The organism is Solibacillus palustris (assembly GCF_022549215.1).
Taxonomy (GTDB): Bacteria; Bacillota; Bacilli; order Bacillales_A; family Planococcaceae; genus Solibacillus; species Solibacillus daqui.
In genome coordinates, this window is record NZ_JAKZFC010000005.1 from 171,129 (window position 1) to 187,373 (window position 16,245).

A 16,245-nucleotide genomic window follows, 5' to 3' on the forward strand; every position below is an offset into this window, starting at 1 on the left:
GTGAATTGATGAGCTATACATTAGTAGCAGATGTTGGTGGAACAAAATTAGCAACAGCTATTTTTAATAAAGAGGAACGATTATTGTCTAAACTAGAGGTTCCTAGTGATACTTCCAGTCGAGAGGCGTTATATCAAAGTTTAGTGAAAAGTTTTGAACAACTTTGTACAGAAAAGGCTATTTCATTTGATGAAATTTCCAAAGTAAGTATCGGTTTACCGGGTATTGTAGATATCGAAAAAGGGATAGCCGTTTACCAAAATAACATCCCTTGGGCAAACTTTCCTATTTGTGATTGTTTAGCAGAGGTGTTTCAAAATGCCGAAGTTAAAATGGATAACGATGTATACATGGCTACTTGGGGCGAGTATTGTGCAAGGTCATTTTCTAAGGAAACTATGGTTTATGTAACATTGAGTACAGGTATTTCTTGCTGTACGATCGTAAACGGTGAGTTTCTTAGAGGAACTGGATTAGCTGGAGAGATAGGTTTTCATATTTTAGATGGTGAAGGGCGTACTTTAGAACAAACAGTAGCTGGGCCAACAATTGAGAAAGTGGGAAGGGATTTACTGGGGAATCCTAATATTACACTGAAAGAAATGATGGAACTTTACTATCAAGGTAATGCTATAGTTGGGACAATTTTAGAGCCATTAATTCAAGCAATGGTAAAACAATTGCACCAAATGATTCTATTGCTCGACCCACATTGCATCGTTTTGGGGGGCGGTTTTTTCAATCATCACCCTAAAGTGATAGAACAACTAAAATTACTATTACAACAAAGTTTTGCTGAAACACCTTTTGCAGAGAAGGAGCAAATTATTGAAAGTAGCCTTAATAAAGGGGAAGCAGGACTTTTTGGTGCAGCAGCAAAATAATACTGTAATGCATCAGTTGTACGAGCAATTTTAAGAATTAATTTCGATATCAAAATAGAGGAAGGGCTTTACATGACAAAGATTGTGTAGAGCTCTTCTTTTGTAAGCACTTATGAATCCAATATTTGCGCCTACTGAAACAATGGCAAAACCAACAATGGCATCAAGATTCAAAAGAAAAAACTTAGTGCATTGGCTGACACTAAGTTTAGGGAGTACTTGCTATTGATGTTTCTTATGTTGCTTCATACGTTTGACTAAAAATCCGCCCTTGAACGACTTTGGCTCATAGGAAATAATAAAGGCATTCGGTTCATGGTGTTCGACGAGCATAAATAATTCTTTCTCACGATTACGTTTCGTTAAGATTTCGTATTTAAAACGTTGACTGTCGCGTCCTTCGCCAATATAAGTTGTGACTGCAAAACCTTCTTCACGAATAACTTTGATCAATTGCTCATTACGACTTTGCGTATTAATCGTTACGTAAATATAGCCAATCGCAAGCTTTTGCTCGATGCGCGTCCCAATAATAATACCAAGACCAAACCCGACCGCATAAACGATCATTGCGAGAAGTCCTTGATCTCCATTGAATACGAGCGAAAGACCAAATACATAAATCAGCATTTCCACAATCCCAATAAGTGCTGCGAGCATCGTAATATTTTTAACAAGGAATATCGTACGAAGCGTAAATAACGGAACATATATAAGTTGAAGTAGTAGTATGAGTAAAATTTCTTTCAATAGAATCGAATCCTTTTCTAGAGAGTATGCCCACAAGGGTGGAATTCTTGCATCGGTTGCATTAGTTTTATTTCTATAAAGAATTTATACCCCAATTTCTCGCATTTTAACGATTATCTTTTCAACTCTTCCATTAATATTAGTTCCATCAAACTTCGGGAGCTTCATTTCATTCACAATTTTTCCATCCTGCATAAATAGAATTCGCTCTGTTCGCGCTGCAACCTTTGCATCGTGAGTGACAAGCAGGATGGTCGTACCGTCCGCGTTGATTTCAGAAAATAGGTCCATTATCTCCTCAGCAGATTTCGAATTAAGCGCACCTGTAGGCTCGTCACCGAAAATGATTTTTGGATTATTCATTAGTGCTCGGCAAATGCCAGCACGCTGAAGTTGACCTCCTGAAACCTGTGTAATATCACGTGTTTCAAGCTCAGAAATGCCGACTTTTTTCATAAGCATACGTGCCTTTTTCATAATCTTTCCGGCATTTTTTCGATCGCCATGGATTGCTGGAAGAATAATGTTATCTAAAATATTCAGGTTTTTAAGTAATGTAGGATGTTGAAAAACAAAGCCCATTTTTAATCGACGTATATCAGAAAGTTTTTCCTCATTTATCTCAGATATATCTTTGCTGTCAAAAACGACTTTGCCACTACTAACATAATCTGTTCCGCTTAGTGCAAACATCAATGTGGATTTTCCGGATCCTGATGGGCCCATTATCGCAACAAACTCGCCTTCATTTATTTCAACGGATACTTCGTCTAAAACATTCCGTATTTCATTGCCCTCACCGAAGGATTTTACTATATGTTCAGCGCTCACAATTGTATTCATATACCTACCCCTTTATATTTTCAGAAATTTTTATTCGTCCAGCGCCAGAAGTTCCAATGATTGTCGCGATTAGTACCATGCTCATCATTAACAGTGGAACAAATAGGTATGCCTTCAGTAAATCAATTTCAAACGTAAACGAAGACGCTCCAAATGAGGAAATCACTAAACCTGCAAGTACCTCTCCAAGAGTGTTTGCTAGAAGTGTTCCTAGAATAATACCGACTAGTACAACTAATATCGATCTTGAAACATATTGCACTTTAATATCGGCGTTTGTGAAGCCTAATGACTTCATGACAGCAATCGAATATCGATCCTTTGCGACAAGAAGTTTCATAAATAGCAGAGTGACTAACACCGTTATACTTAGCGCAATGACTATTGCAGCTTTGGATGCGAGCTTGACTGAGCTAATTGTAGAACCAAATGTTTGTAGCACATATTCATCTACATTTGACACTTTAGCGAAGTTAAAACTATCCTTATACTCCGAAACCTTTTTTGCTATTAAAGTTGAATTTGAAATTTCAGTGCAGATAATGCTCCACACGATGTCTGCTGAATTGTCAGCAAATGTGGCCTTTGCAGTTTTGCCACCGTTCGTAATGTCCGAATAGATGCCGCTTACTACTAGCTCTTTGTTCTTCCCAGCAATCATAAGTGTAATGACATCCCCAACCTTTTTGTTCAACTCATCTGCGTTCATCGTCGAAAGGGCAATTTCATTTTCTGTTTTAGGCGCTCTACCGGCTGAATATTCAATAGGAAAAGTTAAATGGTTGCCAAGTTCAATTTTTATATTTTCTTCCGATCCATCTTCCATTTTCACTTTAAAAAGCTTTGTTGTATAAACAGCATAATTCGTAATGGTAGGATCATTACTTATTTTCTTAGAAATTACATTAGCTTTTTCGGAAATATTGTTTGTTTGTTGAATGTCTATTCGCATATCGTAGTTACCAATCCCCATATATCCAATGAAACTCTTGGAGGAAATCGTGTTGTAAAGATTTAGAGGAACAATGATAATAAATGATGCAATCACGAACACTGACAGCATCGTAGCATAAAGCCTTTTTCTTGCAAGAACATCCTTAATACCTAAAAAAACATTTGTGTTTAGGAGCTTATTTTTACTTAACATAAAACGTTTTGTACCCACACTTTTTTCTTGTGAAAAGCCAAAGCGAATGGCCTCCGCGACGGATATTTTTCGAAATCGTTTTAGAACACCTTTTACATAGGCGATAATAAAAAAGAATACAAATAAAATACCGAGCATCCCCAAAACTGTGGCAATAGAGGAGCTTTCAATTTCCCCCATATAGAGGCGAATATTTTCAAGAAGCATGCCTTTAAAGAAAAGAGATAGCAAAAAGCCGAGGACACTCCCTACTAAGGCGATTACTACGTACTTAGCAAGATAAATCTTTTGGATATCCGAAACACGCAATCCAATAGCCTTCATAACGCCAATTTCGTGGTAGTCGTCTTCGATCTTTGCTAAAAGTGTAAAACGTATACACATAAATGAGATGCTAACGACTAGCGCACTGATAAGAAGTATGACGGCAATCATCATGCCATCTGATAGTGCGTTCATCATTTTAAAGAGTTTATAAGTAACTGTTGGTCCATTTGCTTCTAACCCTGCAGAGGCATAAGCCGTTTCAAATGCACTCAGCTTTGATAAATCCTTTAATCTAAATTCAATTAAATACTCTAAACTACCAACACTTTTTATTTTCTCGTAATCTCGTTCACTAACAAGAAACCTTTTTGAGGCAGAAAGGGTGGAATTCATTTGTGAATCACGAAGAAATCCTGCAACGGTCAATTCTTTGCCACCTATTATTGCCTTGTCACCAATCTTCGTTATTTTGTCTCGCATGTAATTGATTGGTACATACAGCTCGCCATCAGCTACATGTATGACGTTTCCATCAAGGTCAAGAAGATAATCAAAGTTTTTATTCTGGATGCTAAAGCCATTATCCTGAACACTCCCTGCAAGTGAACGATCCCCTAAAATTATCTGAGCTCCATCAATGTTAAGAAATTCAGCTATTTGAAATTCGTCAACATTGTGATGTTGCTCTGCGAAAGTAATAAGCCTTGTAGTATCAATTTCTCCTGAATGCATCTGCATAAAATGAGGTGTTTTCGCTTTAGTCATTAGCGTATCAAGCGCACCTGATAGATTGACCATGAGTATCGCAGCGAGAGAAACAAGCATAGCTGCCGAAGCAACAAATAATACGGTTGTCAGCGTAATTAATTTACTCTTTAACATGTCATTACGGATTATTTTGAAATACATATATCACCTCTGTTTTCATACGTGAAATCATAACAACACCATTAATAAATCCCAATGTCACAAAAAACTATTCCGCTACAGTAAATAATAAAACAAGAACACCACAATAAAATTAGGCAAGGTAATAATAAACAACGACAGATAAAGTTATTTCGGTTATGTCGTTCTTTTTGATTCGATTGCAACGTTAGCCTTTGTTCCATTCCCACTTATGAAAGAGCTAGATAAAAGCATTGCAGCAACGAAAGAATAAAACTAATTGAACTTGTAAGGACGTGCACCATATGAACATCCCAAATTTACGAAAATACATATTAGCCAGATAATTGTCCCAATTAAAAATATTTCTTAGAATCACCTCCTGCTATATATACAGGATATAATTTCCAAAAGTTTCATTTTTATCAAAGTAAAGGCATAACGAACCCGTTATATTGAGTGGAGTAGAAAAGAGAAGTCCACGTAAGAGCAATCTTGAGCACAGGTAGGAACGAATGGTGCAAGGAAATCAAAAACATATCGTATTGTTTTCGAACCATCATTTAATTCTTGCGGAGGAAAATGCGTATCAAGTCATTATAATCCATGAAGGGAAAGTGATTGAGCATGGATCGACAGAAATTAACCCTAACTTGAAAAGTTATCAATGTGACATAATGCAATCCTAATTCATAAAATAACAAGATGGTTTTCTGAAAGGGGTAAATAATGGGCGAGTTACTTTCTATATTACTTTTAGGGTTTGCATTGAGTCTTGATAGTTTAACAGTGGGATTAACTTATGGAATGCGAAAAGTGTCGATTCCTTTTAAATCAATATTCATTATTTCATCAACTACATTTTTAGTGCTACTGGTTGCCATGGGAATGGGTACAATTATCGAACATTTCATCTCATATGAAACTGAGCAAAGACTAGGTGGGATTATACTAATTGGGATAGGGATTTGGGTTCTTTATCAGTTTTTCACTTCAAAAAAAACGAAAACAGAAGACCAATCAGGCAGCAAAGTTATTACATTTGAATTGAAAACTTTTGCAATCATTATTAAAATCTTAAAAAAACCAGTGGAAGCTGACTTAGATCGATCCGGGAATATAAGCAGTAAGGAAGCCTTATTTTTAGGATTAGCCTTATCCCTGGACTCGTTTGGTGCAGGAGTTAGTGCAGCTTTAATCGACTTACCCCCAATTTTATTTTCTATAATTGTAACTGTTTCTTGTACGATTTTTATTTTAGCGGGCATTAGTATTGGCAAGCTTTTATCTAATGTTACATGGATGAAAAACCTCGCAGTACTTCCTGGTATTGTTTTGATACTACTGGGGATCTTTAAATTATAAATTAATAGTTAATTTTAAGGCGTTAATCTAAATTTGGATTAACGTATTTTTACGTAGTAAGAAAAATTTATGTCTATATTTATTTGAAGAAATTTAATGCTACATACTCATTTTAACGCTAAAACTCTCATACAGTGTTGTTGTGAGAGTTCAAAGATTTTAAATGTGGTTTTAAAATGGAAAACACAGATTTTCCTTGTAAGGACCTTCGCTATTTTGCAACACTCAAAAAACTTGAAGGAGGTTTCTCGTGAATTTAACAGAATATTACCGAGCATCCGTACAAGAGGTAATGAGAAAGTTAGACGTAACGCAACATGGATTAACAGATTACGAAGTTCGTTCTCGGCATAAAAAGTATGGTTATAACGAACTGAAAGAAGGCAAACGGAAAAATGTTTTTCAAGTTTTATTGGAGCAATTTCAGGATTTTTTAGTCATCATTTTAATTGCTGCTGCAATTATTTCAATATTTCTTGGAGATGTGGGAAGCTCTCTAGTCATTCTAGTAGTGATTGTTTTAAATGCAATTTTGGGAACTGTTCAGCATGTAAAAGCCGAAAAGTCGTTAAACAGTTTAAAAGCAATGTCGGCGCCCGTCTCAAAAGTAAAGCGTGGCGGAGAAGTTATTGAAATACCATCAAGAAATGTTATCGTTGGGGACCTGCTTATTTTAGAAGCTGGGGACTTTATTAGTGCAGATGGTAGGGTGATTGAAAGTTATAGTCTGCAATTAAACGAAAGTTCATTAACAGGCGAATCATTAGCGATTGATAAAAACGCAAATACAATTCACGAAACAGATATTGCACTTGGAGATAAGAGGAATATGGTTTTCTCTGGTAGTTTTGTAACGAGTGGCCGAGGAAAAGCGATTGTTACTTCTATCGGAATGAGCACAGAGATTGGAAAAATCGCGAACTTACTGGAGAATGCACAAGAGAAAAAAACGCCATTACAAGTCAGTCTTGACCGTTTTGGAAAACGTCTTGCACTTGGAATTATCATAATTTGTCTCATTATATTTGGACTAGATATTATTCGAGGTCGTGAGTTAGTGGATTCCTTTATGTTCGCTGTTTCATTAGCTGTTGCTGCGATTCCAGAAGCACTCAGTTCGATTGTGACAATAGTTCTCGCTGTGGGGACTCAAAATATGGCAAAAGAGAATGCCATTATTCGTAAATTACATGCAGTAGAAAGTTTAGGAAGTGTGTCAATTATCTGTTCAGATAAAACGGGGACACTTACTCAAAATAAAATGACGGTTCAAGAGGTATATACAGGGGAGGAGATTATCGCATATGATCAGTTGCAACTGGTCAATCCGCATCATAAAAAATTGCTCGATTTGGCAATGCTCTGCAATGATTCCGTTATATTCGAGGATAAGCAAATTGGCGATCCAACAGAATTAGCACTTGTAAAGTTAGGGCGCGAATATCAATTAAATGAGCAAATTATACGTGGTCTTCATCAACGTGTTGGTGAAATACCTTTTGATTCCACTCGGAAAATAATGAGTACAGTTAATCGAATGGGGAGTCATTACGTGATGGTTACAAAAGGAGCAGTGGATGTACTTCTCCCACGTATTAATCGAATCCAATCAAGCAATAGTTCAGTCATCACGAAGCAACAACTAGAAGGAATTAAACAGGTCAATCAGACCTTTTCAAATGCTGGGTTAAGGGTAATTGCAATTACGTATAAAGATGTATTTTCTTCTAATACAACTGAAAAAGATGAGCAGGATTTAACTTTTGTCGGATTAATAGCCATGATGGATCCACCTCGTGAAGAATCTGCACAAGCAGTTGCAGATTGTATCAAAGCGGGCATCAAACCTGTCATGATTACAGGGGATCATAAAATTACTGCAGTAGCGATAGCAAAGCAACTGGGTATTTTAAAAGACCCTAGTGAAGCGATTGAAGGGAAGGAAATTGAAAAGCTTTCAGATAGGGAATTGAAGGCTCTAGTAGAAAAGTTCTCCGTTTATGCACGTGTCACACCGGAACATAAAATCCGTATTGTCAAGGCTTGGCAAGAAAAAGGACATGTTGTGGCGATGACGGGAGACGGTGTAAATGATGCCCCAGCATTAAAACAAGCTGAAATTGGTGTGGCAATGGGTAAATCAGGAACAGAAGTGGCAAAAGATGCTTCCGCAATGATTTTAATCGATGATAATTTTTTAACCATTGTTAAATCCATCTCAAATGGGCGAAGTATTTATGCAAATATTAAAAATGCCATTAAGTTTCTATTATCTGGGAATGCTGGAGCGATTATCGTCGTTTTATATGCAACACTTTTTGCATTACCAGCGCCATTTCTACCTATTCATCTATTATTTATAAATTTATTAACAGATAGTTTACCGGCGATTGCCATTGGTTTAGAGCCACATAATAAAAAGCTCATGAAGGAAAAGCCGCGAAACATAAATGAGCCGCTACTAAATAAAAAATTTGTTTCCCAAGTAGGGTTTGAAGGGGCGATTATCGCAGCCGTCACTATCATCGCATTCCAAATTGGACTATTGTCAGGTGATACAGGAGTAGCGACAACGATGGCATTTGCAACATTATGTTTATCAAGGCTCATACACGGATTTAATTGCCGATCGGAAGAATCTATTTTTAAACTTGGAATCTTTTCAAATTTATCCGTTTGGATTGCTTTTTTAATCGGATTTTCATTACTTAACTTCGTACTAATTACAGGATTCTTTGAAGTAGCAGATTTGAATGACTTCCAATATCTAATGATTTATGTATTATCATTGATTCCGCTAGTTATTATTCAGCTTGAGAAGCTACTTTTAAGGGCTAGTTAGGTAATGAGTTAACTTGGTATCCTAAATTAAGCGAGCAGGTTTTAATATTTACCTAAAGTCTTTCAAAAATTAACTAGTTCTTGGCGTTGCATATGTAAGGTATGAATATTAGCGAGGGATGTGGTAGTTATTGAAAAGGCACTTCTTATTATCATTTTATTAAGGCTTTTTTCAGGAAGTATAGAATTAACGGCTGCTGCATTAATGTTTAAGTTCAATGACTTAGAAAAGGCCTTTTATATAAATACATTACTTGCGTTAGTGGGCCCAGTTGTTTTAATTGTTACGACAGGAATCGCATTATTTGGACTAGCTGAAAAAATTTCTGTGCTAAGAATAATATGTCTGTTTTGTGGGATTTCCTTAATTCTTTTTAGTTTGAGAGCTGAATGAGAATGTTGAACTTTTAATTGTTTATATATTTAAAACAGGGACCAAATCAGCGGCAATATAGGTTTTGAATTGTAGTGAATGAAATCAATGTGATTTAGGCTAATTGACCTTTGTCATATTGAAAGGACAAACTTAAAAAGGCATTCCGTCTTAGCGCGAATGCCTTTTTATTAGGTGTTAAAGTGGAAATTGGCTCAATGTTTTGTACTATTGGATATGGGAATTTACCTATTTTAGGGAAGTAAGGTGGTCTTCAAATGCATCGATAATATGAAGGAAATGGTCGGCTTCGCGGTATACATGGTCTGCGAGAAGTGCTGGAATATTACTTTTTATGCGACAAGCTTCAATTAAATCTCTCGCCGTTTTTTTGAAATCACGTAATGCCACAACAGATACGCGATTTTGATCGAGAAATTGATCTAAAAGTGAAGGTGTTTCAGATTGAGGACGCATATGATCTAAATCTTGCGCTTGGAATAGTAGTTGGTCGAAATCATTGCTAAATTCACGTGCTTGATCGACTAATTTTCGTTCGGAAGGATCCATTAAGTGACCGATAAATTTCGAATGATCGGCCATAATTTTTAGGAAAAACACATTTTCTTTAATAATGGCTTCAGGTAAAGGGATTAATTTGCCTTCGTTTAACTCTTGTAATCGTTTCGCAAAATAATAAGCTTCCCGACTTGTATGATCGACTAATAACGGCATATTGTTACTAACGATTTTACAGCTTAAAATTAATCCGAGCACTTTTCGTTTATAAGCCCAAATATACGTGGTCGCTTGGTACACCTGCATGTTAAATTGCTTAATGACTTGGGGATCTGTTTGTTCGTTATATTGATAAGCTTGCTCTTCAATTTGTTCAAATACAGGGATAAAATATTTGGCTTCATTTATGAGCTCCGTTTGATCAGCGGTGAACCCAAGACTTAAAAAGAAAGCATGTTCCTTCATTATTCTAGACCAAAATCGTATTTCCTCTAAGGATTGTGTCACAAATGTAGGAATTACTATCCCTCCTCAAATATTAGTAATCATTGCATAGTGTATTCGAGGGATTTTAGATTCATGCTCAAGTAAAAAAATGTTATAACGAAGTGAACAGCGATGCGGCAGAAGGATATGCAACATGGCTAGAGTATGTAGTTCGCTATATATTTATTTGTTATAAAAAAATAGCCCTAACGAATTTGTCAAGGCTACTTTAAAACATGCACTTAATCGGTTTTTCCTTTTCCTAAAAGCTTATTTGAAATCACAAGCCCGATTGCACCGATTAAAATAAATAAAATCGAACGGATAAGAATATCAAGTTCGGATAAATCGAAGAAAATCATTTTAATTATCCCAGAAAATAGTAGGATAATGCCGGTTAATTTTAGCTGTCGGTAGCTTCGTTTTGCTGCTAAAAAGAGTGCTAAACAAGCAATAATAAAAATCGAAACAGTATTAAGAATTACAGCTGTGCTCCAATTAATTAGCTCATTAAAATTCATAAAGTGTGTAAAATTAATGAGCCAAATAATCGAAATAATCATTCCGACAAACGTGAATTGCTCTGTATAACGAACGGAAAGAGGTTCGTAATTTTTGTGAATTCTACCATGCCCCCATAAATCTGCAATAACAAACCAATAAATCGCTATATATAGAATGCGCATGATGAATGCGACTGTAATTGCCCGTTCATCAATCCATACTGTTGACATTAAAACGAGTGCTGCAAATCCGTAAATCCCCGTAGCAAGGACAGGAAGCAACCTACCGATTATTGTACGATTTCCGATAAGAGTCAGTGCAAGACCAATCGCAATCGCACTAAATAGGAAGTATGAAGTAAATTGAAGTGGCATATATGTCCAATCCAATTTCCAAATGTAAAGAAGGGCGACCACATATAAGAGACATGGGTAAACATCCTCTAAACCGATCAGCCATTTTTTGTCTTCAATCGGTGAATGCTCATAGTGGCGAAGTATCCAGTATAATACGAAGAGCATGATCGTGACGACCACAATCGTCAAATGCTCTATAGAGAAAAATGGCTGAACTGTATAAAACACAAGAATGAGAAATGAAAGGATCGAAAATGTAATACCTTGCAAATATTTCATGACTACGATCGTATGTTTCAATGCAAGGAGCATCCCTGCAAATGACACAGTAATCATTAAAAGTAACATGACCTCACTTGAAATATTGAGCTGTGCAATAAAGTTTAGTATTGTGATGATAAATAATGTACCGAACATGTCGATTAATAATCGGTCCTCGCGTTTAAATACGATGTATACAGAACTTGCTAAAATCCCAAGTAAGAGAACGAGCACCATAAGCAGGGTGACCTCTTTTTGTAAAAGCATCACGTTTATTAGTGATAAAATAATGATCGTAAAGCTAAATAGCATACTAGCATTTTTCTTACTTTTACTAGAATATAAGCGTAAAAAGCTTCCTAAAAAGACGGTATATAACGTAACTACTGCGAGTGCGAAAAAGACGTTTTGCTCGCTATGGAATATAAAAACGATCCCAAATGCCAAAATCGAAAAAGCCATCCCGATATAGAGTGCTTTGCGTTGTGTATGCTTCCAAATAACAACTTGCACAACAGCGAAGAGTAGCACGATGAAAACACCGATAATCAATGCGCTAAATTTCATATATTCGAGTAGATATGGTAGTAATAATGAGGTAAATATAACGAGAGTGGTTAATGCTTCATTTCCTTTTACATAACTAATCCAAACCCCATACGCAATGTAGACAATTGCGATAATAAGTGCAACGTATAGATTAAGGACGTCATATAAAATGGCACCAGCCGCCGTCACTAAAATTCCGACAATGAATGCACCACCATAGAGCGATAAGGCGACAACGCGTGATCCTTTTTGCCTTTTCTCCATCATAAACGCACATATACCGAGACCAATTGATAAGGCAAAACCACCGATTATTTTTATACTGTCTGATAAAAAGCCGTAATCGCTCACAAGCTTCAAGCCCCACAGAACACCGAGCACTAAAATGACCATAAAAATTCTTGGCAATGCCCTTGTAAACGTTTCTTCAAGTGAGCGTTTTTCCTTTTTAGGAGCATTTTTTTCTTGGACTATAGATGTTTCTTTTTGGACGGGCTGTTTTGGTAGAACGATTGTTTTTGCTACCTCTTTTTTAATAGGTACAATTTGCTCGAGCCTTACATGCTCTTTTAAATGCTGGACTTCTGTACGCAATGTGTGGAGTTCTCGTTCCAGTGTAGCAATTCGTTCTAGCAACTTTGAGTCATTTTCCATAAAATTCACCTCTTTCAATGAAAGTAATGTCACTCGAATAGTGTAATTTTCCATTTTAGTTCAACGTATGTAAAACGTCTTCTGAAAATGCCCTCTTTAGTATTGTATCGATTACGCCGAGGTGTAATTGATATAATAAAGTGAAATAAATAGTAATTAAGTAATTATAGGAGTTGTTACGTAAATGGCTAAACATGGAGACAGTGGCTTAGGAAAAGATTTAAACGGGCTTCAGATGGGACACCTTACTTAGAAGTCCACCATATTAAAAGGTTGGCAGACGGTGGCGAAGATACAGTGGAAAATGCAATGGCTGTTTGTCCTAATTGCCACCGAGAACTTCATTTCGGTTAAACGCTACACATAAAGACAAGAGGGACAGATTGGTAGGTTCATTTTGCTTCATTTCAACTAAATGCTCTCTTTTGCCTAAACAAATACAACCAATTATAATAAAACGACAGTAAGGTTTTAAAAGGAGCTTGTTTGATGAATACACGATATAAAATTACACGTCTAGATGAAGAAGGAAATCCAACGTTAAGCTTAGAAGAATGCCAAAGCTTCTTCGCGACAAAATCGGATTTTGAGTACCATGATTCCTTTGGTGCAAGTCAAGACGGTGTACATATGAAGATTAAAGGTCACTTTTTCATGTGGCAATTAGAAAATGTAAAAATCCCGTTTCGTTTTTTTGAAGGTGAAATTTATGTAGCGGTTTCACATCCAGTCGTTTTAGAGAAAACGATGGAAATTGCACGTTTACTAGAAGCGAATTACGTGGAAGGCTAAGATGTGCGATGTGGTTATCTATAAAAATGATGAAGGGCTCGAAAGCGATTTACTGAACGGGATTAATTAACAATCATAAACAAGCCGCGCAACGAATTAGGATGCGCGGCTTAATTGTTTTTACTTCCGACGCGTTATGAAATGTATTTGATTTTATTTTTATTGTATGTTAAATTGTGAATGAATGTCATTCATTTTATTTGGTTAATAAACTTTCTTATATATGAGGAGGAAAAAGATGAATAAATCATGGATATTTGTTATTTTGACAAGTTTGTGTGAGTTGTTATGGATTTTTGGTTTTAATGTAGCGAGTACATGGTGGCATTGGGCGATCATTATTCCAATTATTGCCGTTGATTTTTGGTTTTTAGCAAAGGCATGTGAAGGGTTACCAACAGGAACGGTATATGCGGTTTTTGCTGCGGCGGGAACAGTGGGGACAGCGTTAATGGATGTCTATTTATTCAACCATACATTTACGCCTATTAAAGTTGTGTTCATTTGTGTCATTGTAATTGGTGTAATGATGTTAAACATCGCAGATACATTATCTGAGCAGAAACAACAAAAGGAGGCAGCTTAAATGGGATGGTTATTTGTAATTCTTGCAGCCATTTTAGAAACGATTGGCGTAATTGGACTGAAGAAATATAGTACAACAAAAAATTTAATGAATGCAATGATACTTGTCTCAGGGTTTGGCGGTGCCTTTTATTTTTTATATGCCTCATTTGACTATTTGCAAGTGAGTGTTGCTTATGCCGTATGGATCGGAATCGGAACAACCGCAGCCGTCATTATTAATATGATATTTTTCGGTGAATCTAAAAGTATTGGTCGATTTGTTGCCGTGTTAGTCATCGTAGTCGGTGTTTCTGGACTCAAATACGTTTCGTAATGAGTCATAGAAAATACATTTTTTTGCTTATTTATGGAATTACTCAATATTGTTCTTTTTGATAAAATTCGTTATGATAAAGGCTATTATGAATGAATTTCATTCAACAATTTGAGGTGAGACAATGTTGGATAAAAAACAAAAAATAATTGAAGCCACAATTGAGCAATTTTCAATTAAAGGTGTGGAAAATACGAAGATATCGGATATTGTTCGAGCTGCCGGTATAGCTCAAGGTACTTTTTATTTATATTTTCCATCGAAGTTTTCTGTCATGCCAGAAATTGCAAAATTTGCTGTTGAAGAGATTATGAAAGAAATCCATTCAAGTATCAATTTAGCAGATGATCTAGACAAGAAAATTGAAGATTTAGTAAGTGCTGTTTTTCGTATTACCGATAGCAAGAAGGAAATATTTGCAATGTTGTATGCTGGATTAGCACAAAGTGAGCATTTAAAGCAATGGGAATCTATTTATTCGCCATTTTATGATTGGATGTGTACGTTCTTACAACAATCGAGTGAAAAAGGAGAAATCCGAGAGAATATTAATTGCTCGCGTACATCACGTATTTTAATTGGCTTAATAGAATCTACTGCAGAACAATTATATTTATATGATTCACCCTCACAAGATGAAATTGAAGCCCAATATAAAGAATTAGTTGAATTTACTAAAAGTGCATTGAAATAAAATGCACTTTTTTCTATTTACTTTGATTGGAAATACTTATTTATTTAGATTTGATCATATGTACAAGTTCAATCCCATCCCATCCCTTAAGTACAGGCTGACATGAAAGCAATTAACAAAATTTGAATAAGGAATATCTATCTGCTCATATAGTGTCAGAAACGAGCACGGTTTTTACTAATGAGAAGGATGGTGTAATTGGCGCATCAAATTAATTGGTTATTCGTGTTGCAATTGGGGATGGCACTATTTTGGATTATGACGTACATACTTATAATAATGCAGGGATTTCGAGATCGGGCATATGGTATGCCAATGGTTGCAATTTGTGCAAATATTTCATGGGAATTCATTTTTGCATTCATTTACCCAATCAATGATATACAACGGAAAATTACGATGATTTGGTTTGCCTTGGATATTGTTATACTAATGCAATATTTAACATATGGGCGAAAGGAATTTAAAAAATACCTTTCAGGGAAGCTTTTTTATTCCTCTTTCTTTATAACACTAGGCATTAGTTTTTGCATAATATTAATGATCACACATGAGATAAATGATTTTGAAGGGAAGTACGTTGCTTTTTCGCAAAACTTAATGATGTCGGGTCTGTTTATTTCTTTGCTATTATGGAGAGGAAATTTGAAGGGGCAATCTTTAGCAATTGCTATTTTTAAAATGCTAGGTACCTTATGTATTTCTATTGCTTCCTATATGTATTTCAAAGCAAGCTTAATTACGATGATTTCTGTCGCAATTCTTATATATGATTGGATTTATATAGGCTTAGTTTACAAGTTAATTAGAAAAAATTCTTCTCATATTAATTTAAGGACCAGCTAGAAGCACTAGTCGGTCTAAGTAATCTAAGCTCGTTATACGTAAATGGTTTGCTTCATTCCGTGGCATGAAGGCTCGTAGTAGAAAGGTGGGACTAGGTGTATCAGGAGGGGAGGAATCACTAAGCTCACTTCTATTTGCACTCGCGTTACTGCAAAACTTAGCCACTTCATCAGGCTATATTGTGCTCGATGAATTTGATAGCGTATTAGATGATGAGCAGAAAAATAAGGTATTTAATCTTTATGCTGAGGAGCTGAGCGAGACCAAAAAAAGTATTGTTTGTGCACTAGCCAAAGTTATTTAACAAAATAGATAAGCTACGTTA

At 35.9% G+C, this 16,245-nt stretch carries 14 protein-coding genes and 2 pseudogenes; 11 read left to right on the forward strand and 5 right to left on the reverse strand.

Features of this window, described 5'->3' with window-relative positions; translation table 11 throughout:
* The first annotated feature begins 8 nt into the window (after window positions 1–8).
* A complete protein-coding gene (locus LZ480_RS13715) occupies window positions 9–884 on the forward strand; it encodes an ROK family protein (RefSeq protein ID WP_241370098.1) in 876 nt (291 codons plus the stop codon).
* A gap of 222 nt (window positions 885–1,106) precedes the next feature.
* Here LZ480_RS13715 and LZ480_RS13720 read toward each other — a convergent pair whose 3' ends face one another.
* From LZ480_RS13720 to LZ480_RS13730, 3 genes are all read right to left on the reverse strand, one after another.
* Window positions 1,107–1,634, reverse strand: coding sequence for a DUF2179 domain-containing protein (locus LZ480_RS13720; protein WP_241370099.1), 528 nt, complete (start codon window positions 1,632–1,634; stop codon window positions 1,107–1,109).
* 84 nt (window positions 1,635–1,718) lie between these two features.
* Window positions 1,719–2,477, reverse strand: coding sequence for an ABC transporter ATP-binding protein (locus LZ480_RS13725; protein ID WP_241370100.1), 759 nt, complete (start codon window positions 2,475–2,477; stop codon window positions 1,719–1,721).
* A 4-nt stretch (window positions 2,478–2,481) separates the two neighbouring features.
* Window positions 2,482–4,800, reverse strand: a complete 2,319-nt coding sequence (locus LZ480_RS13730; RefSeq protein ID WP_241370101.1) for an ABC transporter permease — start codon at window positions 4,798–4,800, stop codon at window positions 2,482–2,484.
* Window positions 4,801–5,508: 708 nt separating this feature from the next.
* On the opposite strand from LZ480_RS13730, the gene ytaF reads away from it, so the two are divergent.
* From ytaF to LZ480_RS13745, 3 genes are all read left to right on the forward strand, one after another.
* The gene (gene ytaF / locus LZ480_RS13735) at window positions 5,509–6,144 is read left to right on the forward strand and encodes a sporulation membrane protein YtaF (RefSeq protein ID WP_241370102.1); all 636 of its coding nucleotides are present in this window, start codon (window positions 5,509–5,511) and stop codon (window positions 6,142–6,144) included.
* A 250-nt stretch (window positions 6,145–6,394) separates the two neighbouring features.
* Window positions 6,395–8,986 carry a cation-translocating P-type ATPase gene (locus tag LZ480_RS13740; protein WP_332844043.1) on the forward strand — a complete coding sequence of 864 codons (2,592 nt, stop codon included), beginning with the start codon at window positions 6,395–6,397 and terminating at the stop codon, window positions 8,984–8,986.
* 120 nt (window positions 8,987–9,106) lie between these two features.
* Window positions 9,107–9,379 carry a YqhV family protein gene (locus tag LZ480_RS13745; RefSeq protein WP_241370103.1) on the forward strand — a complete coding sequence of 91 codons (273 nt, stop codon included), beginning with the start codon at window positions 9,107–9,109 and terminating at the stop codon, window positions 9,377–9,379.
* Window positions 9,380–9,607: 228 nt separating this feature from the next.
* On the opposite strand, the gene LZ480_RS13750 is transcribed toward LZ480_RS13745, so the two are convergent.
* Window positions 9,608–10,402, reverse strand: a complete 795-nt coding sequence (locus LZ480_RS13750; RefSeq protein ID WP_332844045.1) for a DUF2935 domain-containing protein — start codon at window positions 10,400–10,402, stop codon at window positions 9,608–9,610.
* A 203-nt stretch (window positions 10,403–10,605) separates the two neighbouring features.
* The gene (locus LZ480_RS13755) at window positions 10,606–12,687 is read right to left on the reverse strand and encodes a DUF2339 domain-containing protein (protein ID WP_241370105.1); all 2,082 of its coding nucleotides are present in this window, start codon (window positions 12,685–12,687) and stop codon (window positions 10,606–10,608) included.
* 252 nt (window positions 12,688–12,939) lie between these two features.
* On the opposite strand from LZ480_RS13755, the pseudogene LZ480_RS13760 reads away from it, so the two are divergent.
* The 7 genes and pseudogenes from LZ480_RS13760 to LZ480_RS13790 all read left to right on the forward strand — a co-directional run.
* Window positions 12,940–13,041, forward strand: a pseudogene (locus tag LZ480_RS13760) (HNH endonuclease); the annotation flags it as partial.
* Between the two features lie 135 nt (window positions 13,042–13,176).
* The gene (locus LZ480_RS13765; protein WP_241370106.1) at window positions 13,177–13,479 is read left to right on the forward strand and encodes an excinuclease; all 303 of its coding nucleotides are present in this window, start codon (window positions 13,177–13,179) and stop codon (window positions 13,477–13,479) included.
* A 238-nt stretch (window positions 13,480–13,717) separates the two neighbouring features.
* Window positions 13,718–14,065 (forward strand): DMT family transporter, encoded by a 348-nt coding sequence (locus LZ480_RS13770; protein WP_241370107.1) that lies wholly within the window; start codon window positions 13,718–13,720, stop codon window positions 14,063–14,065.
* On the forward strand, window positions 14,066–14,380 hold the full coding sequence (locus LZ480_RS13775; protein ID WP_241370108.1) for a DMT family transporter: 315 nt from the start codon (window positions 14,066–14,068) through the stop codon (window positions 14,378–14,380).
* 124 nt (window positions 14,381–14,504) lie between these two features.
* Entirely contained in the window at window positions 14,505–15,074 is a 570-nt protein-coding gene (locus LZ480_RS13780) for a TetR family transcriptional regulator (RefSeq protein ID WP_241370109.1), read from the forward strand.
* A gap of 198 nt (window positions 15,075–15,272) precedes the next feature.
* The gene (locus LZ480_RS13785) at window positions 15,273–15,920 is read left to right on the forward strand and encodes a transmembrane-type terpene cyclase (protein WP_241370110.1); all 648 of its coding nucleotides are present in this window, start codon (window positions 15,273–15,275) and stop codon (window positions 15,918–15,920) included.
* Window positions 15,921–15,984: 64 nt separating this feature from the next.
* Window positions 15,985–16,176: pseudogene (locus LZ480_RS13790) on the forward strand (hypothetical protein); the annotation flags it as partial.
* Window positions 16,177–16,245: the final 69 nt, after the last annotated feature.

Excerpts from the sequence above, each read along its gene's own strand:
- LZ480_RS13725 (WP_241370100.1), bottom strand. The coding sequence starts at position 2,477 with ATGAATACAATTGTGAGCGCTGAACATATAGTAAAATCCTTCGGTGAG.
- LZ480_RS13715 (WP_241370098.1), top strand. The coding sequence starts at position 9 with ATGAGCTATACATTAGTAGCAGATGTTGGTGGAACAAAATTAGCAACA.
- ytaF (WP_241370102.1), top strand. The coding sequence starts at position 5,509 with ATGGGCGAGTTACTTTCTATATTACTTTTAGGGTTTGCATTGAGTCTT.
- LZ480_RS13755 (WP_241370105.1), bottom strand. The coding sequence starts at position 12,687 with ATGGAAAATGACTCAAAGTTGCTAGAACGAATTGCTACACTGGAACGA.
- LZ480_RS13780 (WP_241370109.1), top strand. The coding sequence starts at position 14,505 with ATGTTGGATAAAAAACAAAAAATAATTGAAGCCACAATTGAGCAATTT.
- LZ480_RS13770 (WP_241370107.1), top strand. The coding sequence starts at position 13,718 with ATGAATAAATCATGGATATTTGTTATTTTGACAAGTTTGTGTGAGTTG.
- LZ480_RS13730 (WP_241370101.1), bottom strand. The coding sequence starts at position 4,800 with ATGTATTTCAAAATAATCCGTAATGACATGTTAAAGAGTAAATTAATT.
- LZ480_RS13765 (WP_241370106.1), top strand. The coding sequence starts at position 13,177 with ATGAATACACGATATAAAATTACACGTCTAGATGAAGAAGGAAATCCA.
- LZ480_RS13775 (WP_241370108.1), top strand. The coding sequence starts at position 14,066 with ATGGGATGGTTATTTGTAATTCTTGCAGCCATTTTAGAAACGATTGGC.